This is a genomic window from Fontibacillus forbon (assembly GCF_046559655.1).
In the GTDB taxonomy this organism is placed as follows: domain Bacteria; phylum Bacillota; class Bacilli; order Paenibacillales; family Paenibacillaceae; genus Fontibacillus.
In genome coordinates this window covers 35,438-50,974 of sequence record NZ_JBKGFV010000003.1, presented here as the reverse complement: position 1 = coordinate 50,974, position 15,537 = coordinate 35,438, and the positions used below count along the sequence as shown (strand labels likewise).

Here is a 15,537-nt window from a genome sequence, read left to right as displayed (position 1 = left end):
CCTCCTTCGGGCTTCTTGTTTTACAAAACTTGAAGATTAGGCAACGTCTTTTGTAATGAGATAACGGATAACCTCGTCGGAAATCTTCAGAATCCGCTCGAGCTCAGCAACTACTTCTGGAGTAGCTGTGAAGTTCACGAGTACGTAAACTCCGTCACGGATCTTGTTAATCTCATACGCAAGCCGGCGTTTGCCCATTACATCATGCTTTGTAATTTCACCGCCGTTTTGGATGATGCCTTGGAATTTTTCGACTGTAGCTTGAACAGCTTCTTGTTCAACGTCAGGACGAATAATGTACATCACTTCATATTTGCGCATCTGGTTCACCTCCTTGTGGACTATGGCCCCCAACTTGATAGCCTTGGGAGCAAGGAACGAGTCTAAACTCGCACCATAGTAGTATATCAAATCGAAAGCCGCCGCGCAAGAACCCAAATAATACTGCAATTCGCTTTAATTATCTACTTCACTTTAACTCCGATTCCTTGCTGACCGTATTCGTTACCATATCCCCACACCCACAATTTCCCGCCGCTGATCCAATAAATGTTCCGACTCGTATTTTCGATATAACTTACGTTTTTATTCAAGTCGCCCAGACGCGGATATGTATTATAGGTCAACATCTCGTGGTTCTCGGTCAACAGCAGAACGCCGTTCACGTTCACAGAAAGGCCCGTGTACTTCAGCTTCTTGCCGGCCGCGCTCCAACCCGTTTGCTTGTTGTACCTAAGCGCCATAGTCGTAATGTTCGTCGGTTTGCCCAATTTGGAAGGAACCTTCTGTCCAAGTTGTCTCGCCGAATTGTCCCCGTATCCCCACAATTCGCCCTTGCTGTCTATCGCGATGATATATTCATCATTCGTATTCGCTGCATCGAACTTTTGGATGTCCTTGAACCCGGCGATTTGTTCGGCTAGGGTTGTCTGCCCTTCCACGATCGAATTATCCCAACTCCATAGGGTTCCATCCTTTTTCAGCGCATAGCCCTTCATATTGCTCATAGATACCGCAATCGCATCCTTCAGCAATATTTGTCTGTAATGATTATGGACGAATTCGCGAGCCTCATCATTGGCCCAGCCAACCCCGCCCAGTTGATAAACATTCCCGGATTTGGTCAAGAGTGCGACTCCACGGTTAAAAGCGTTCATATCGGTAATCGGCTCGCTGATCAAAGTGATTTTGGTAGGTTTTCCGGTAATGGTTTTGACGCCCAAATGATTCAAGTCGCCCCAACCGTATAACTCTCCGTCCGTCGTAATATATAGGGAAAACTTCTCCCCCGCCTCGATTTTCTTAATCGTTTTGTCGGTCGTAATCAGCGTCGGCGGCAGCACCGGCATTTCGCTTTCGTTGATTTCGCGACTCGTGTTTTTCCCCCAGCCGTAAAGCCTGCCATCCTTTCCGAGAGCCAAGGTATGGGTTTCGCTTGCGGCAACGGATACGGGTAAAGTTACAGCCTTTAACTGGATTGGGTCCTTGGCGACGGGCGCTTGTGATCCGACGCCATATTGTTCAAATTTCACCGGTTTAGGTTCCTGGTAGCCCTCGTGATACTTTTCATAAGGACTTGGCGATTCGTAGCGATTCCGAAAATCCTGCAAGGAAGTGGCCGCTTGTGCGCCTCCCGGCACGCTCACGTAAACGCCCACGCCATAGTTGTATTTGGAGTACCTGGATTCCTTGAATACCTCTTCATTAAAGGAAGGCGTAATCAATTGATAATACCCTTCCTTATTCACCTGAACCGTAGCGGAAAAAAAGGCTTTTTCATCCTCGTCCCTTAACTCGATTTTTACGGACGAAGCTCCAGCCAATCCTTCTACCAAGACGGTGTTATCTTCATTTCGTTGCGTGAAAATTTCAATTCTTTCTCCAATGGCCTGAACCGGATGAACCGATATAGGCATAAATGGAAAAATGAGCGCCATGACGACCATAATGACTAATCCCCTCATGCGCTTTCCCATGTTCCATCATCCTCCCTACATCATTTATGTCTGTAAATAATTATCGGTTCGAATCGGTACATGATTAAGTCCGCGTTACAAACAATATGCTTGATTCCCTCTTTGGGGACGGAAAGGAGGAGTAGAAAGATGGGCGAACAAACCGAATTCGAACCGGGAGACAAAGCGCCTAACCCCGGTATTTATGTGGAGGTTGGCGAAGCGCGCAGCTTCCATACCCAAATCCAGGATCCCCAGCGCGTGACGCTGGAGCGAGGCGATACTTTCCCGGATACCTCGAAAAAGAACCGGAAGTGGAAAAAAGCCGAAAAGGCCCGTGTACACTAATTTTCGCGCCTTCAAAATTAAATATCGAAACCGTGTATAGAACTTCCGAACCTGCACATAATACAATCAGACGGCGTTGCCAAAGAGAGGTGTGGTTCCGTTGGAGGTATCAGCGAGCAACATTTTTCAGGAGTCTTATTCACTTCGTTTAAGAAGCCAAGATCTCGGGTTAGTGAAGACCCCTCTTCTTTAGTCCGGGCTGCCTACGCACACATCGACCGTTTCTGGGGTTGTGAGAAAAGAATTCCAAAATAAGCACGCCGTCGACCAGAATGAGGACCCGCAAGGGTCCTTTTCTGTTGTTGCTTTCCCATAAGCACAAAAAAACCTTCCACGTTATTCACGCAGAAGGTTTCAACATTCATATTAGTGGCGGAGAGGGTGGGATTCGAACCCACGCACGCCTTGCGACGCCTAATTGATTTCGAGTCACATATCTGCGCATTGATATCGGAAATTGCCCGATAGATCAACGTTCAGTTTGCGCACACATACCGGACTGACTCCGATACTTCTACGTTGTTTAGATTATCTACTATTATAATAGAAGATAAAATTCAGTCAAGCGTAGAAATACCATATTTTACCCACGAGTTATTTTTGCTGTGCGGAAATTCCGGGGGCCTGATGAGGGATCGTCGAGGGGGTGCCTTGGGGGTGACGGTTACCGCAGAGTTTCAACAGTTATACCTAGCTGATTGGTAATCATGTAGGGATAGCTGACACAACCGAAATCCCGCGCCACGTCTACGATCCCGGCGTTTGACCGCGTATATAGAGCGCAGGATCGGCCGTTATTTGCACTATTCTACCGAAATCGAGCGTAAGACCCCGTGAGATTTGCGAGGCCTTCCGGTCCGAGCCGCCAGCCCGTGAAAAGTTTCCGGAGGGCCATGCGTCTCCCCCTGCGTGCAGAATGCGTAAACTAAAGTCCGATAATGGGACGTTATAAGTCCCGGTATAAACGCGCCTCTACCGCAAGCCCCGCGCAGACTTCCGCGACCATCAACCGTATCGTACGCAAATCGGACGCAAGGTTTACGCGATCCCCATTGCGCCGAAGTATTCGAATATATCCGCGCTTGTTTTCAGCCGCTTCCGGTCGCCGAATGACTTGCGCACATCTTCCGCTATCTTTGCGCGTGCCTTCCGTAGCTCCTTGTCGAAGTCCTTACGCTTACGCCAGCGCAGGAGAGTCCGCCGGTCGACGCCGACCATTGACGCGATAACTCCGTAACCGTAGTCACCGGACGCGATTAAAGCAGCGGCCAAGTAATGGCGGGCATCTAACGGAACGTTTGCGCGTTTCCTACGCTTCCTCTTCATTACGGGTCCGCTCCTTTAATGCTTGGATACGTGATTTCAACGCCTCAATATCCGGACCGTTCGCGCCGGCGGATGATTGTACGTCAACCTTCTCCGTAAGCATTCCATTTACTTGTAGCGCAAGCTTAGCCATCGCAGCGGACCGGTCTTCGATCGCAATACGCGGCAAGGCGGCGACCAGGTCCGGAAGAGTATCGACGTTATTGCGGACAATCTGCGCTTTCAATTCCTCGATGAATGCCGGATTCTTTCGCCATTCGTACAAGGTTGAGCGGCTTACCTCGCATGCTTCCGCAATTTCGTCCATTGACGGACGTTCTGACGCAGGCAAGGCTAGGTGTTGGATCGCAATGAGTTGTTTTGCATTCATATTTTTCCCTCCGATTAAATAAGCGGAGCCGCAGCGCAACCATAACGCCTAGACTCCGCCTGTCTACCGTATATTACTGTGTCAATACGTACGCTAATTGACGCGCGATCCGGTCAATGTCAGCGTCTTCGCGAACATGGAACGTGTTACCCGTAATAATGACGTTTCCTCCGCGACTTCCCCGGCTGGCACCGCGCTGATTCTCACGGTATTCCTGCGCTTCTGTACGTGTGAGTACGGTCTCGTCACGGTGGAGACGCGCGGTATAACCGTTATATGGAACGCGATCAAGTCCGCCGGCGTGGGAGCCGGAGATTTCTTCGCCTTTTAGCTGTATACGATTGAGGTGGTTATCGATAACATACTTACTGACGGCGGGGTTGCTGATATTACTGACTGTTTCGGCCGCTTTATCCTCATACTTATACGGCTTTCCGTTCTCGTCGTAACCTATCCCCCACGCCTCTTCTCCCCATAGGTTTGAAAGAAATTTATCAAGTGGGTTGTCCGCCTGACTCAAAACAAGGGAATCACCTATTCCACTTAGGATACTTTTCCCGATTTGTGAACCGATTTTAGTCGCGGCGTCCAGGATAGGTTGAGATGCTTTCAGGGCGTTTCCGAGGGTGTTCGTTAACTCCTGCGCTATCCCTTCTATTTTGGTCTTGCCGGCTGCGTTCCACCAAGCGTCGAAGTCTTTTTGAAGCGTATCAAATACATATTTAACTTTGCCCTCTATAGTCGGAATCTGCTGAAAGGCCGGATTGCTAAAAAGGTTAGTATCCAAGTAGTTCGCGACTTTCCGTACCGTATTTGTTGCAGCCTCAAACAGACCCGAGAACGCTTTAACTCCGGCCTCCTTGAACTTTTGAAAATTCGGGCTTTCCAGCCACTTATTGAAGTCCCGGAGCAGCGGTTTTATCTTCTCCAGTCCTTCCATTCCCATTTCTCGGAGCGCCTTCGTAAGTTTTGCCGTCGATTTCCGCCACTCCCCGGTTGCTGTGGCCGCTTGCGCTTCGATAAGTTCGTTGGTCGCGCCTATCTGATTGAGGTACTTGTCGAGTTCCTTTAACTGCTTATCGAGCGAAAGGTTTTTCAAGTCGTTCATTACCTTGCGCGGCAATTCAAACCTTTCAACGAGCGACACAGCGTCCCCGCTAAAGAATTCTTTCAACGCAAATGCTGCGCCGGTTATACCCTGGTCTGGATCGATTGCGCCGAGCCTTTCCGCCAGGTTCACCATTTTCGCAAGCTTGTCGTTATCTTTCGTCGTCGGAATAAACGATTTCCCCGCGGTCAGAAAATCGTCCGTCGTATACTGCGAAACGGCTGCGCGGCCCTCCACGAAATCAAGGTACTTTTGCGCATTCTTTGCGTAATCACCGCCAAACATGGCTTTGACCGTTACCTCTCTCATTTCGTATTCCGCAGCCGCGCCAATGGTACGGTCCCAGGCGCTTTTTGCTGCTCGGGCTCCCATATATGCGGCAGCTACTCCGCCAATACTCCTGACAAGTCCGCCAGTTCCACGCGCCGCTCGGTTCATTGCGTTATTAGCGTTTTTACCAAACACCGTAAACGCGGAGCCGGCTTTTTGTGTCGCCGTCTTGACGCGGGCGAGCGCTTTGTCCGTGCGAGTTACCGCCTTGGCTGCTCCGGTTTGCGCCTTGTCCATTTTTGCGGTTACGGTTTTATACGAGTCCATTGACTTTTGTGCCGCCTTGGTCTGACGTTCGACCTTACGCATCGGATCGGAAAAATTGTCCTGCAGCTTTAACTTTGCGACAAGATCAAATGCCATTGTCCGCCACCGCCTCACGTATCATCTGCACGCTGAACGCGCTCCACGCCTTATTGAGCGCTTTGGCCGACCGGCATAACGCCGCCACCGCGCGCTTGAGTTCCTTCGGACTGCCCTCTTGCGCAACCTTGTCCACCGTCATAAGGCCTCCGCCCATCTCCGCCATGAGCTCGCCGAAGTCGCGAACTTCTTTGACCGGTGACTTGCGAAATAACGTCGATACTTCGCGCCAAGTTGCGGACTCGTCCGGGAAATCCTCCGCGAATTGATAGGCGCCGGGGCGGCGGTACGTTACGATCTGTTCGATAAGGCGAACGACCGGGACGACGCACTCGGCGGCTGCGATTTCTTCGTCTGTGATCTTGATAAAATGACCCCCTTTATAAAATAAAAGAGACGCCAATTGAGGCGCCCCTTTGCTTATGCTTGCTCACTTACCCATTCACCCACGCTAGAAATTTCTCTTTAAACCGCTTATACGCGCCCGCATCCTCCGGCGTCTTTGTGCGTTGCGCCTTATCGTAAAGTACCGCGAGATTGTCCGCGTTTAGCCGTAAGCGCGAAATATCTACCGACTTAAATGTCGCATGATCAGCGCCAACCAATCGATCCAATACGTCGTTATCCTCGTCAATTACCGTTACTCCGTCCGCTTTAATGATTCTCATTCAATCGCCCCCTCTTGTGCTTCAAATTTTCGTTTCAATGCCGAATACTCTGCAATATCGCGTGTCGCACTCGTTTTCTGCGCCTTTGTTAGCGCAGCCTCTACGTCTTCCGCCGTAACTTTCGGCGTCTCCGGCGGCGCTGGCGGCGTATACGTGCCGTCCTCCTGCGCCTGTTTGACCGTTTTCAGCCGCGCATATAGTACGCGGGATTCTGCTGATGGATTATGCCGGGCGACTCGCTCCGCTTCGCGAATGTCCTTGTCCGATATTTTCGCACCAATATCGATCAAACTGCGGAGACGTTCGCGGGATGTGCGCCAATCGACGTGCTTTGTTTTCTCTTTTTCGTAATGATTAAGTCGGTCGCGCATAATAATCGCCCGTGCCTTGTCGCCAGGATCGCCAGATTCTTCCGCTTTAGCTTCAATCTCTGCAACGTATGACTCCAACGGATGCGCAATAAACTTGACGCCGGATTCTTCGTTAAAGAACTCCGCAATCATTTCGTCGTATTGCTTTTTGGCCTGACTATATTTAGCGATTTTCTCCGGATGGCCGGCTGCCATTACTTTCATTTCTTCAAGCTGTGCGAATGTGGTTCCGAGTTTCACTATTGTTTACCTCCGGTATTCGGTAATTTTGTCGGACGCTCACCGCGCGCAAGCTGCGCCAAGTCATCTGGAGTAATGGCCGCTTTAGTTACCGGATTATCAACGTGCCGAACCTCTGCTTTTAAATTTCGCATCTTGTACTCGTAACCATGGCCAAGAGTGGTCTTTGCGTCGTAATATAACGCGTCCACTTCATCGATAATTGATAAGACACGCTGAAACTCGTCTGCATACGCACAGGCCGCGGCGTTCAACTTTGCTAGAGCGGGCTCTAGCGTCTCCTTCATTACAGTGTTCGGATAATAATCGGCGTTCCACGCGGTAACGACGCTATCTTGACCGCCTACCGCCCCGGAGATGTTCAGCCCTGCGGTAACCTCCGCGTCAACACGCCTGAAAGTGCGTTCGGCTTGCTCGACCTTTTTATCAATTTCTTCGATTTCCGAGGCATTATCCGCGCCTTCAAGTATCGATTTTTTCATGGCAGCAGTATACTCCGCCTTTAGCGCCTGAACTTCTTCGAGCGCTGATCTGCGGCGGTGCTCCAAATTCGCCCGACGTTGTCCGATTTCGGAACTCATTTTTTTATAGGTTTCGAGCGCTTCAAATTTCTTCATCCTTACATTCCCCCGTATTATCTAATTTTGAAATTAAGAATTGTAAATACCTAACAACCTTCGCGCGCCAACCGGTCAACTCCGGCTTTTTCTCTTCCGGCGGCTCCGGCACTTCTTCCGCCGGGTAAAAGTCGCGGTAAGCATCGACACCGTCCGCAACAATCCGATGGAGATGCGCGATATCTGACGGGTGCAAAATCGTCGTATTCAAGTCCGGCTCTGCCGTTGCCGCCGCAAATAGTCCGCGATCCGACGTTTGAAAGTCGATCAGCCCGTAATAGCCGGCAAACTCCACCATTTCGAGCGCGATTTGGACGGCTAAGACCGGGTCTACGCATGGACAAACGACGGAAGTTTGATAATCCCCGCGCTTATCGTAGAGTTGCACAGCTAGGAGCGGCTTAACACCTTCGAGGCGGATAAAATCCGCGACAATGATCGGTCTCATATCTTCACCGCATACCCGTCCGCCGTCAGTGCGTCGCAGAACTGCATTTTGCGGAAGATAATCGTACTATTCATGAGTGGTTGCGTGGCTCGGAACGATTCTAAACGCACGACAACGCCGGCCGACTCGTCAACGGCTTCGAGTGTAACCGTCGCATGGATATCCCCGACCGGCATCGTGACCTTATGACGGACCGTAATGGCCTGCGCTGGCTGTTTCGGCTGAGGCTGCGCTACTTGGCGCGTGATAACGCCGGACGTTTCGCCTTTCATTCCGCGAGCCGTAATCATAGCGGCACCACATTTCGCGCCATTAGTTGGCCTTTTTTATCCCGGCCTAATTCGAAAGAAACCGGATCACCTACGTAAAAATTTAGCGTGTCGGATGCGTCGCCCACTTCACTAATGTGAAAATAGATGTCCTTTTGGCCAGGTACGCTAATAAATCCGAAACCTCGATCCGTATAATACCGTTTTACAATGCCCTCCATAAAATTACTCCTCCGTTTCCTCTGCGTCTTTGTCGTCGTCCATATCGTCCGGGTCTTCCGGTAGAGGGTCCGTCCATTGCAGGCGCACTTTCTCGACATCCCCAAAACGCGGATGATATGTCATTTCACCGGTAAAGCCGCTCGCTTTCGGCGTATACTCGAACCGGCCGCGAACGTTACAATCGTAAATAACGCGATCCAGCGACATGCTGCGCTTGAGTACGCGGAGCATATATTGGGCGTGCTCGTCCGCAATCTGCTTGAGTGGATACGCATCATACATCGCGATATTCCTATCTAGTACCGCGCCAGCATCGTTTACGAGCGTTGTATGTACGCGCGTCTTATCCCGGTCCGTGAATACGTACTGATAAACGGTTACGTTCATTTCGTCATCCCCTCCGGCAAATTTGCGTATCCAAGTAGCGGCAGCGGATCGAATCGGCACCGCGCCAAACCTTGCAGCGGACATCCGCCTTATTCATCGCCTGCAAAAGAACGCAGCCATGATCCCCGCGAAAATATGGACAGTAACGTTTTGCGTCGTCTTGTTTCTCATTCATCCGGCAACCTCCCCTCCGTGAAATCAGCGCATATTCGGTACCCTTTTTTGCACAATTTCCGCGATTTCAAGCACGACAAAAAGCCCGGCTAGGGATTACATCCTCCGGGATTAAAAGGCGCTAAAACTGCGCAATTTCTACGATAAAGTTAAGCCGTTATTCACCGGCGTAGCCTCCATTTCGAACGAAGGTTGTGCGCGTGACCTCGTACGACTCCGGCCAAGTACCGGCAGCGACGGCGGCCCGCAACGTGAATAAGACAATGCCGCGGATTTCCGGTTTAGTGACGCCCCACTTCGTCATAGGCGAGAACTTGCGGCAGGCCAGCGTTGCCAGACGCTCAACCAGTGCGTAAAATTTCGCATCTTCCATTTTTGCGAGGTGGTGCGGCTCGTTCGACTCACGCTCGACAAAGGTGAGTATCTCCCATAATATGCCGCGATCCGCTGCGTTACGTGCAATGTACGGCGCGACTTTGAGCGGGCGTTTTCCTTCCGCGTAGTTGACGATTGTAACGTGTCCCTCTTGGCTAATTGATACAGCCATGAAATTCATCCTATCAGCGGCCTAGCAGTTTTGCCGTGAATTTTCCCTGCGTCTTGCCCGAGGATTTGCCGCCTCGTGCGGCTTAATATTCTTATACTGTGAGCTGATCGGACATCTTCGCACGACGAATCATCTCAACTGCATCATCATCGCCGTAAAGTTGACTGACCCGGATGCGGACTCTATCAGACACCGGCCGACGCTCTTTCTCTATCTCGCACAACCATGTAGGGCTGATGCCCAACGTCTTCGCAAATTCGGGCTGTGTCATCCCTTTGCTGATTCTAATCGCTCTGATCGCAAACCCGTTCATTCTGTTTCACTCTCCTTTTCTTTGTATTCTTCGCTTTGACCCCAAATAAAAAAGTTGTATTAGCCGACGGTATTAACCCGTCTATATAGTATTGGAATTTGGTTCGATTACGCGGCTACCTTTTTGTGCTTCCGGAGAACCGCCAGCACCCGATCCCGTTCTTTTTGGCAGAAGAACTTCGTTTTGTCTAACGGATGAACCATAATCTCGCACAGCTTGACGCGGCCCGGTTGCTTACTATGCGAATAGAAGGCATTGCCGCAAAACACACACGTCCGGACGCGGCGTAAATCAAGCATATCTATCGCCATTCTCACGTTATCCGGTGTCCGCCGCTTGACCGCATTTTCACGGTTCCAAGCGCTGCCATCCGCATACTTCTGAATAAACGCGTCCGGATTCCGTTTGATCCGCGTCAGACGTCCGATAAGTTCGTCGCCGGTCATCGTAACTGGCTCGTCAAATAACGCGGCTTCAACGGGCCTGTTTGTGATAAACGTATCTTCGTATATGCCGATTTCAATCGGATCGCCTTCGCCCGGCCGCTCCGTTAATAACTGCGATTCGAGTGCGCCACGCTTTAATGCTTCGCGTCGATTACGTTCGGGACCACTAACCGGATGCTCCGCCTTACGTTCGGGGATCTCGCGTACGTTCATTATGTAATCCGCGAGAATATCGCCGATTGTTTGGTGGGGCGCGCCTTTCCGGATTAGCGCCGGATGCGTCATTTTCCACGTCCAGAACGCCAGCCGCGGGCATCCTTTTTCGAATAGCTCGTCCGTAAATTGGCGGACAAGTTCGGCGCGCCAGGCCGTCGGTTTATCGCTGTTCTCAACGATGAACTCCCATACTGCTTTACGTGCTTCCTTTCGTGTCATAATTGGCACCCCCGTATAAGTTGATTCCCGCAAACGGATCGCGGGCTCCTTTATTATTGTTTATCTCTCTTTAACGCGAAGAAAATCTATTAATATCCTCCACTCTTATCCGCGTCAAATATCTTTATAATCAATAGTCCCGCAAGGTTCAGTGAACGTTAGTGAACTTAACCGAAGCGGTATATTTATTCTTGTTAATTCGTTCTTGTTAATTCGTTCTTATTACTTTCCCGTAAACGGATTGAGATGGTTCCCGTAAACGGATTAGGCCGCTCCGTCTGCGGGAATCGCTTCCTCAATCGGGTAGAATAACGGCAGATATACCTTCTTTACGTTCTTATCCCAGGAGATCATTTTCGTTATGAGAAGCCCTTCGGTTTCGAGAATTTTACATAACGGCTTAATCCGGTCCCCATGAATCCCGGTATCCTTGCGAATCTGCGCCACGGTCGGAAACGCCCACATATAGTAGTCGTTCGCCTCCGTCCCGTTCACATACGCGTGGAGATACAGAAGCAAGAATATCGCATCCCGCGCCGTCCCCTTATCGTACTTTGCGCCAAGCTCCCGCAACTGAACGCGGAATAGGTCGTGAAGAGACGGAGAGTATCCGCCCCTCCCCCGATCTAATACGGTTTCCTTCTGCTGGATCGCGATTTGCGCCAGCCGTTTCATTTCGCTCATGATTGCGCCTCCCTTTAGTGTTGTGTATGCGCAGCAGCCGGCGGAGCCCCCGCGCTTGTTTAGATTTCAATTCCTTCCTGCAGAAGCTCTCTTCGAACCTTTTTGTCTAATTTTTCAAATAAACTAACACCGTGATGCCTCATTTTACTGAAATCTCTTACGAGGGCTTCCATTATTCCGGGAAGCATCGTTGAATAAAGATTTTGATTGACTAAGCCAAGTTTAAAACTCACCTTTGACAGGAGTTTAATTAATTGATCATGTTTTGTCTTGTAACCATACGGCACCTCGATAGCCCCCAACGCTTCAAGTGTTTTCTTCACCTTTTGGTGATCCGCATTCATCAATCGAAACAGTCCCTCTTGCGTTAGATTAGATTCTTCCAAAAGCTTCGGAGCTGAAGTTAATTTCTCTATAGCGTCAAGAATTGTCGTCACCTCGCCCCCTAGAAGCAACGAATAACGCGCGTACTCAAGTCCATGCTGATTGATAAGGTCTAAACTGATAGCTCTACTTTCCATTTTTCATCGTCTCCCTTTGGTTAATTTATAGAGAGCGGAAATTCCGCCTTCACTGACTATGTTGCCGATGGTCGCCGTTTCGCACAGTTTCGGTCAACTATTTCGCGGCTGTCACTTATACCGACACTGCTCAACCGACTTTCGCACACTTTCCGCGTCACCTTTCACTTACTATGTTGCCGTTGTCGGCTGTTTTTCACATCCAGGACCAACTTTTTTGCGGCTCTTATATATCCGACGGGCTGCCCATTCCTCGCACAACGTTCGGAAAATTTCACCGGATATAGTATTATTGCCCCCTAACCATTCAGTTGGCACATGTTAGTCTCAACTTTTTTCATTTCCCCCCCCCTCTAATCTATATAAGGACAAAAATCTGTCGAATTGGGACATCTATAAACCATACGGACAGAAAAATTGAAAATTGGGACATCCCTTTACTATTAATAGGCACAAATACTCTCAAGTTTGGGACACTCTACTTCATATACGCACAATAAAATTCAAGATTGGGACAAATAATTGAAACCATCTTAAAACACGAACGTATATTCTCGTATAAAACAAAAACGGAAAAGGCGTGCCCGAGCGGAATCATCCGCCACCCTCTCCGTTCCTTATCAATAATCGCGGCTTTCACGTTCCGGAGTTGCCGCTCCGAGCCGCAGGAATTTACGTACCCGGTCGATAATTGGCGTTACCGACCGGATAGAGGTGTATACCCGGGTATACATTGCCGAGCATTTGGCGCTACCCAGCGCATGACAGTGTGGTACGTACCACGGTGTTCCGACGTCGGAACGTTTGAAGCGTCCCGCATGGCGATGTACTCACGTTTGGCGCCGCGAATACTACGGGATTGAAACAATGACCTGGCAGGGTCTAACGCGCGTCTCCTCCGCTTATCGGCCGGTTGCAGCCGGACGGCATCATCGGAGGCGCGAAATCAAACGTAAATGACGTGGTCGCCCGGCGTCCTTACTAACTCGCGCATGTAGTCGAGCGCGGACATACTCCGCAGCCTGCCGACGATCTCCGCGATTACAGCGACCGGTTCGCGTTCCTCATCGTGAATAAAATCGACACTGTTGGAGAGCGGATTGACTGCGTAAAGGGAGTCGAGCAGTCTGTTCGCAAGCGTGAAGTAAACCGCCTCCCCTTCCGCGTACATTACGTAGGCCGGACCGCTGTCAGACGGCCCATCGACCAGGTAGCCCGATGTTATTTCGTAGTCATACGAACTATCGTAGGGGCCGCGAACGAGCGCGACCTCCGTCATAACTGCAAAGGTGATATTACCCATTAATAACGCCCCTTTCCGCGAGTATCTGGCGAGCGACGGCCGCCTTGTAGTCGTAAAGCCGCTTATACCGGAGAGCCGGCGGCCTGGTAGCGGATTGGCCGCGGAGAAAGTCATACCGGGCCCGTCCGTATTGGTTCGCCTTACGCGTAAAATATGCGATACGATCCGGGACGGGCTTCATGACGCGACCTCCTTCACAAGCAGCGCGATAAACCAGGCAAGCGCGCGGATTAGCGTTTTAATTCTGCGTTTGCTTATCCGCGGATTAACGGATTTATGCCGGTAGTAGTTCGGCGTGTACGCAGCCATTGTCGACCCCTCCCTCCGCGATAATAAAGCCGAGTTCTCGCGCCTGGGCTGCCGTCAACGAAACGGAACCGAGGACTGCACGACTGGACACGCCGGTAACCTTGCAAAAATGACGCGGATTGGACGAAAGCTCTTGCGATGTGCCGAGAAGCCGCGCGACGATCCGGCCGGAACCGATGTGGGGTGCGTAGACATAACGGACCTGATGCGGCATGTCGGCGAGTTCAACCGTTTTGCGGCGCGGCTTTGGTCCGAGGCCGATGGCGTAAAGTTGGTCCGCGTTCGCTTCGACGGTACCGCCTGTCCAACGCCGATCCAATGCGGGGAATACGGTAAGGAATAGCGTCGGATGTACGGTGGTGCGTTTGGCGGTGCGGCCTGTTCCGAGAGTGACTTCGATAAGGTGCGTGCGGCAGTTGCGGTAGAATCCGACAGTTGCAGTTGGGATGATGATTGCGGTTGGCATATAACAGCCTCCTATATATTAGTTTTCGTAAACGATACAGCCATCAACGGTTGGGTCTGCGTAAACATTGCCGCCTTCATAGTTCTGCGTGCAAGCGCAAAGATACGAATCGATGAATTGAGACATTTCAGCGCGGTTCATTCCGGTTTGTTCAAAAGTAACGCGAGCCTGTCCGTTCGCCATAAGTTCTTCGGTAATTGCTGTGCTTAATTGCTCCCTAGTAGTTCGTTTCATAATTGAAACCTCCCGTAACGTTTAACGTATTATGTTTATCGTCTATCGTTAATTACATAATATAACGTCTAACGTTAAACGTCAATAGATTATTTAAAAATATTTATCGGGAGGGTATACTTAATTTGAGGTGGTGGTTGCGTGTCAATTAGATTAAAGTTAGAAGAGACGTTAAGTGACGCCGGCGTGACAAGAAATGCCCTTGCACGCGAGGCGAAGGTCCGGCCAAATTTGATATATGATATGTGCGAGGGGAAAACGAAAAGAATCGACCTCGAAACGCTAAGCACGATAATCGATACGTTAAATGCGATGACGGGGCGCAGCTACGCGCTGAACGATATTATCGAATACATACCGGCCGCCGACCGTTGAGTCCGCGGTCTTTTTCTATTATCGGAATTTCCGACAATAACCCGCGACCGACCTCACAACGCTTACCGCCGAAATTAACGCATATAAGCGCGTCGCAGGCGAAGCAATATTCGAAATTGGGCGCCGTCTCAAACACGTCAAGGAAAACGATTTGACCCACGGACAGTATGCGGAGTGGTTGCGTGACGTTGATATTGAACCGCGAACTGCTCAACGTTTTGTGGCGGCATATGATCAATTCGGAAAAGCGACGACGTCGTCGCATTTGCCAGTCGGAAAAATCTTCGAAATGCTCTCGCTCCCATCCGACATCGACCGCGCCGACTTCGTATCTAGGTCGCACACAATCCCGTCATCCGGCGCGATCAAAACGGTAGACGAAATGACCGTACGCGAGCTGCGCGAAGTCAAAGTGGCGCTAAAGGAAGAACGTGAGGCGCGAGAACAGGCGGAAGCACGCAAGTATTTACCGTGCTTTTACCGCGAAATTTACGGGGAAATAGCGATCCTGGGAGCGGAGGAGTATAAACGGATGAGTAGCGGAGTTGAAGGGCTATTTTTACGCAAATAAAAACGCCAGCTTACGGAGGGGTTCCGAAATAACTGACGTAACAAAACGCTGATTTTCTTTGCATAACGACTGGGTTAAGGAGCTACTTACAATAAAAATTTCTCTGAAAACAAATTATTCAAGCCGTCTATTAAAGT

Annotated in this window: 27 protein-coding genes; 3 read left to right on the top strand and 24 right to left on the bottom strand. The window is 50.3% G+C overall.

What is annotated here, in order from left to right; translation table 11 throughout:
* Window positions 1-36: 36 nt before the first annotated feature.
* Both rpsF and ACLB09_RS12315 read right to left on the bottom strand, forming a co-directional pair.
* Window positions 37-321, bottom strand: coding sequence for a 30S ribosomal protein S6 (gene rpsF, locus ACLB09_RS12320; protein ID WP_114498607.1), 285 nt, complete (start codon window positions 319-321; stop codon window positions 37-39).
* 143 nt (window positions 322-464) lie between these two features.
* Window positions 465-1,976, bottom strand: coding sequence for an RCC1 domain-containing protein (locus tag ACLB09_RS12315; protein WP_410770133.1), 1,512 nt, complete (start codon window positions 1,974-1,976; stop codon window positions 465-467).
* Window positions 1,977-2,105: 129 nt separating this feature from the next.
* Here ACLB09_RS12315 and ACLB09_RS12310 point away from each other — a divergent pair, with 129 nt between their 5' ends.
* Window positions 2,106-2,303, top strand: coding sequence for a YjzC family protein (locus tag ACLB09_RS12310; RefSeq protein ID WP_114498605.1), 198 nt, complete (start codon window positions 2,106-2,108; stop codon window positions 2,301-2,303).
* Between the two features lie 1,038 nt (window positions 2,304-3,341).
* On the opposite strand, the gene ACLB09_RS12305 is transcribed toward ACLB09_RS12310, so the two are convergent.
* From ACLB09_RS12305 to ACLB09_RS12200, 22 genes are all read right to left on the bottom strand, one after another.
* Complete coding sequence (locus tag ACLB09_RS12305; protein ID WP_410770132.1) at window positions 3,342-3,629, bottom strand: phBC6A51 family helix-turn-helix protein; 288 nt, start codon at window positions 3,627-3,629, stop codon at window positions 3,342-3,344.
* A complete protein-coding gene (locus tag ACLB09_RS12300) occupies window positions 3,613-3,999 on the bottom strand; it encodes a phBC6A51 family helix-turn-helix protein (RefSeq protein WP_410770131.1) in 387 nt (128 codons plus the stop codon). The genes ACLB09_RS12305 and ACLB09_RS12300 overlap by 17 nt, the downstream gene beginning before the upstream one ends.
* A gap of 73 nt (window positions 4,000-4,072) precedes the next feature.
* Window positions 4,073-5,800 carry a hypothetical protein gene (locus ACLB09_RS12295; RefSeq protein ID WP_410770130.1) on the bottom strand — a complete coding sequence of 576 codons (1,728 nt, stop codon included), beginning with the start codon at window positions 5,798-5,800 and terminating at the stop codon, window positions 4,073-4,075.
* Entirely contained in the window at window positions 5,790-6,203 is a 414-nt protein-coding gene (locus tag ACLB09_RS12290) for a hypothetical protein (protein ID WP_410770129.1), read from the bottom strand. The genes ACLB09_RS12295 and ACLB09_RS12290 overlap by 11 nt, the downstream gene beginning before the upstream one ends.
* 31 nt (window positions 6,204-6,234) lie before the next feature.
* Window positions 6,235-6,468 (bottom strand): hypothetical protein, encoded by a 234-nt coding sequence (locus ACLB09_RS12285; RefSeq protein WP_410770128.1) that lies wholly within the window; start codon window positions 6,466-6,468, stop codon window positions 6,235-6,237.
* Window positions 6,465-7,079 carry a hypothetical protein gene (locus tag ACLB09_RS12280; RefSeq protein WP_410770127.1) on the bottom strand — a complete coding sequence of 205 codons (615 nt, stop codon included), beginning with the start codon at window positions 7,077-7,079 and terminating at the stop codon, window positions 6,465-6,467. Before ACLB09_RS12280 ends, ACLB09_RS12285 begins: the two co-directional genes overlap by 4 nt.
* Entirely contained in the window at window positions 7,079-7,696 is a 618-nt protein-coding gene (locus ACLB09_RS12275; RefSeq protein WP_410770126.1) for a hypothetical protein, read from the bottom strand. Before ACLB09_RS12275 ends, ACLB09_RS12280 begins: the two co-directional genes overlap by 1 nt.
* A complete protein-coding gene (locus ACLB09_RS12270) occupies window positions 7,683-8,144 on the bottom strand; it encodes a hypothetical protein (protein ID WP_410770125.1) in 462 nt (153 codons plus the stop codon). The genes ACLB09_RS12275 and ACLB09_RS12270 overlap by 14 nt, the downstream gene beginning before the upstream one ends.
* Window positions 8,141-8,434 (bottom strand): hypothetical protein, encoded by a 294-nt coding sequence (locus ACLB09_RS12265; protein ID WP_410770124.1) that lies wholly within the window; start codon window positions 8,432-8,434, stop codon window positions 8,141-8,143. Before ACLB09_RS12265 ends, ACLB09_RS12270 begins: the two co-directional genes overlap by 4 nt.
* Complete coding sequence (locus tag ACLB09_RS12260; RefSeq protein ID WP_410770123.1) at window positions 8,431-8,634, bottom strand: cold-shock protein; 204 nt, start codon at window positions 8,632-8,634, stop codon at window positions 8,431-8,433. The genes ACLB09_RS12265 and ACLB09_RS12260 overlap by 4 nt, the downstream gene beginning before the upstream one ends.
* Before the next feature lie 4 nt (window positions 8,635-8,638).
* A complete protein-coding gene (locus ACLB09_RS12255) occupies window positions 8,639-9,022 on the bottom strand; it encodes a hypothetical protein (protein ID WP_410770122.1) in 384 nt (127 codons plus the stop codon).
* A 4-nt stretch (window positions 9,023-9,026) separates the two neighbouring features.
* Complete coding sequence (locus tag ACLB09_RS12250) at window positions 9,027-9,197, bottom strand: hypothetical protein (RefSeq protein ID WP_410770121.1); 171 nt, start codon at window positions 9,195-9,197, stop codon at window positions 9,027-9,029.
* A 156-nt stretch (window positions 9,198-9,353) separates the two neighbouring features.
* A complete protein-coding gene (locus tag ACLB09_RS12245) occupies window positions 9,354-9,743 on the bottom strand; it encodes a hypothetical protein (protein WP_410770120.1) in 390 nt (129 codons plus the stop codon).
* A 91-nt stretch (window positions 9,744-9,834) separates the two neighbouring features.
* The gene (locus tag ACLB09_RS12240) at window positions 9,835-10,056 is read right to left on the bottom strand and encodes a helix-turn-helix domain-containing protein (protein ID WP_410770119.1); all 222 of its coding nucleotides are present in this window, start codon (window positions 10,054-10,056) and stop codon (window positions 9,835-9,837) included.
* 107 nt (window positions 10,057-10,163) lie between these two features.
* Window positions 10,164-10,937 carry a hypothetical protein gene (locus ACLB09_RS12235; RefSeq protein ID WP_410770118.1) on the bottom strand — a complete coding sequence of 258 codons (774 nt, stop codon included), beginning with the start codon at window positions 10,935-10,937 and terminating at the stop codon, window positions 10,164-10,166.
* A gap of 264 nt (window positions 10,938-11,201) precedes the next feature.
* Window positions 11,202-11,621 (bottom strand): hypothetical protein, encoded by a 420-nt coding sequence (locus ACLB09_RS12230; RefSeq protein ID WP_410770117.1) that lies wholly within the window; start codon window positions 11,619-11,621, stop codon window positions 11,202-11,204.
* 59 nt (window positions 11,622-11,680) lie between these two features.
* Window positions 11,681-12,142 carry a hypothetical protein gene (locus tag ACLB09_RS12225; protein ID WP_410770116.1) on the bottom strand — a complete coding sequence of 154 codons (462 nt, stop codon included), beginning with the start codon at window positions 12,140-12,142 and terminating at the stop codon, window positions 11,681-11,683.
* A gap of 946 nt (window positions 12,143-13,088) precedes the next feature.
* Window positions 13,089-13,445, bottom strand: a complete 357-nt coding sequence (locus ACLB09_RS12220) for a hypothetical protein (protein ID WP_410770115.1) — start codon at window positions 13,443-13,445, stop codon at window positions 13,089-13,091.
* Window positions 13,438-13,626 carry a hypothetical protein gene (locus tag ACLB09_RS12215; RefSeq protein WP_410770114.1) on the bottom strand — a complete coding sequence of 63 codons (189 nt, stop codon included), beginning with the start codon at window positions 13,624-13,626 and terminating at the stop codon, window positions 13,438-13,440. Before ACLB09_RS12215 ends, ACLB09_RS12220 begins: the two co-directional genes overlap by 8 nt.
* On the bottom strand, window positions 13,623-13,754 hold the full coding sequence (locus ACLB09_RS12210) for a hypothetical protein (protein WP_410770113.1): 132 nt from the start codon (window positions 13,752-13,754) through the stop codon (window positions 13,623-13,625). Before ACLB09_RS12210 ends, ACLB09_RS12215 begins: the two co-directional genes overlap by 4 nt.
* Complete coding sequence (locus ACLB09_RS12205) at window positions 13,720-14,220, bottom strand: hypothetical protein (protein ID WP_410770112.1); 501 nt, start codon at window positions 14,218-14,220, stop codon at window positions 13,720-13,722. Before ACLB09_RS12205 ends, ACLB09_RS12210 begins: the two co-directional genes overlap by 35 nt.
* A gap of 18 nt (window positions 14,221-14,238) precedes the next feature.
* A complete protein-coding gene (locus tag ACLB09_RS12200; protein ID WP_410770111.1) occupies window positions 14,239-14,454 on the bottom strand; it encodes a hypothetical protein in 216 nt (71 codons plus the stop codon).
* 141 nt (window positions 14,455-14,595) lie between these two features.
* Between ACLB09_RS12200 and ACLB09_RS12195 the strand changes: the two genes are divergently transcribed.
* Window positions 14,596-14,829 carry a helix-turn-helix domain-containing protein gene (locus tag ACLB09_RS12195; RefSeq protein ID WP_410770110.1) on the top strand — a complete coding sequence of 78 codons (234 nt, stop codon included), beginning with the start codon at window positions 14,596-14,598 and terminating at the stop codon, window positions 14,827-14,829.
* A gap of 73 nt (window positions 14,830-14,902) precedes the next feature.
* Window positions 14,903-15,400 carry a DUF3102 domain-containing protein gene (locus ACLB09_RS12190; RefSeq protein ID WP_410770759.1) on the top strand — a complete coding sequence of 166 codons (498 nt, stop codon included), beginning with the start codon at window positions 14,903-14,905 and terminating at the stop codon, window positions 15,398-15,400.
* Window positions 15,401-15,537 lie beyond the last annotated feature (137 nt).

Bases quoted from the DNA above. Each gene is read 5' to 3' on its own strand.
- ACLB09_RS12255 (WP_410770122.1), bottom strand. From the start codon at position 9,022: ATGAACGTAACCGTTTATCAGTACGTATTCACGGACCGGGATAAGACG.
- ACLB09_RS12305 (WP_410770132.1), bottom strand. From the start codon at position 3,629: ATGAAGAGGAAGCGTAGGAAACGCGCAAACGTTCCGTTAGATGCCCGC.
- ACLB09_RS12240 (WP_410770119.1), bottom strand. From the start codon at position 10,056: ATGAACGGGTTTGCGATCAGAGCGATTAGAATCAGCAAAGGGATGACA.
- ACLB09_RS12225 (WP_410770116.1), bottom strand. From the start codon at position 12,142: ATGGAAAGTAGAGCTATCAGTTTAGACCTTATCAATCAGCATGGACTT.
- ACLB09_RS12210 (WP_410770113.1), bottom strand. From the start codon at position 13,754: ATGGCTGCGTACACGCCGAACTACTACCGGCATAAATCCGTTAATCCG.
- ACLB09_RS12250 (WP_410770121.1), bottom strand. From the start codon at position 9,197: ATGAATGAGAAACAAGACGACGCAAAACGTTACTGTCCATATTTTCGC.
- rpsF (WP_114498607.1), bottom strand. From the start codon at position 321: ATGCGCAAATATGAAGTGATGTACATTATTCGTCCTGACGTTGAACAA.
- ACLB09_RS12285 (WP_410770128.1), bottom strand. From the start codon at position 6,468: ATGAGAATCATTAAAGCGGACGGAGTAACGGTAATTGACGAGGATAAC.
- ACLB09_RS12205 (WP_410770112.1), bottom strand. From the start codon at position 14,220: ATGCCAACCGCAATCATCATCCCAACTGCAACTGTCGGATTCTACCGC.
- ACLB09_RS12315 (WP_410770133.1), bottom strand. From the start codon at position 1,976: ATGGGAAAGCGCATGAGGGGATTAGTCATTATGGTCGTCATGGCGCTC.
- ACLB09_RS12270 (WP_410770125.1), bottom strand. From the start codon at position 8,144: ATGAGACCGATCATTGTCGCGGATTTTATCCGCCTCGAAGGTGTTAAG.
- ACLB09_RS12230 (WP_410770117.1), bottom strand. From the start codon at position 11,621: ATGAGCGAAATGAAACGGCTGGCGCAAATCGCGATCCAGCAGAAGGAA.
- ACLB09_RS12265 (WP_410770124.1), bottom strand. From the start codon at position 8,434: ATGATTACGGCTCGCGGAATGAAAGGCGAAACGTCCGGCGTTATCACG.
- ACLB09_RS12260 (WP_410770123.1), bottom strand. From the start codon at position 8,634: ATGGAGGGCATTGTAAAACGGTATTATACGGATCGAGGTTTCGGATTT.
- ACLB09_RS12245 (WP_410770120.1), bottom strand. From the start codon at position 9,743: ATGGCTGTATCAATTAGCCAAGAGGGACACGTTACAATCGTCAACTAC.
- ACLB09_RS12200 (WP_410770111.1), bottom strand. From the start codon at position 14,454: ATGAAACGAACTACTAGGGAGCAATTAAGCACAGCAATTACCGAAGAA.
- ACLB09_RS12310 (WP_114498605.1), top strand. From the start codon at position 2,106: ATGGGCGAACAAACCGAATTCGAACCGGGAGACAAAGCGCCTAACCCC.
- ACLB09_RS12215 (WP_410770114.1), bottom strand. From the start codon at position 13,626: ATGAAGCCCGTCCCGGATCGTATCGCATATTTTACGCGTAAGGCGAAC.
- ACLB09_RS12275 (WP_410770126.1), bottom strand. From the start codon at position 7,696: ATGAAGAAATTTGAAGCGCTCGAAACCTATAAAAAAATGAGTTCCGAA.
- ACLB09_RS12235 (WP_410770118.1), bottom strand. From the start codon at position 10,937: ATGACACGAAAGGAAGCACGTAAAGCAGTATGGGAGTTCATCGTTGAG.
- ACLB09_RS12220 (WP_410770115.1), bottom strand. From the start codon at position 13,445: ATGGGTAATATCACCTTTGCAGTTATGACGGAGGTCGCGCTCGTTCGC.
- ACLB09_RS12300 (WP_410770131.1), bottom strand. From the start codon at position 3,999: ATGAATGCAAAACAACTCATTGCGATCCAACACCTAGCCTTGCCTGCG.
- ACLB09_RS12295 (WP_410770130.1), bottom strand. From the start codon at position 5,800: ATGGCATTTGATCTTGTCGCAAAGTTAAAGCTGCAGGACAATTTTTCC.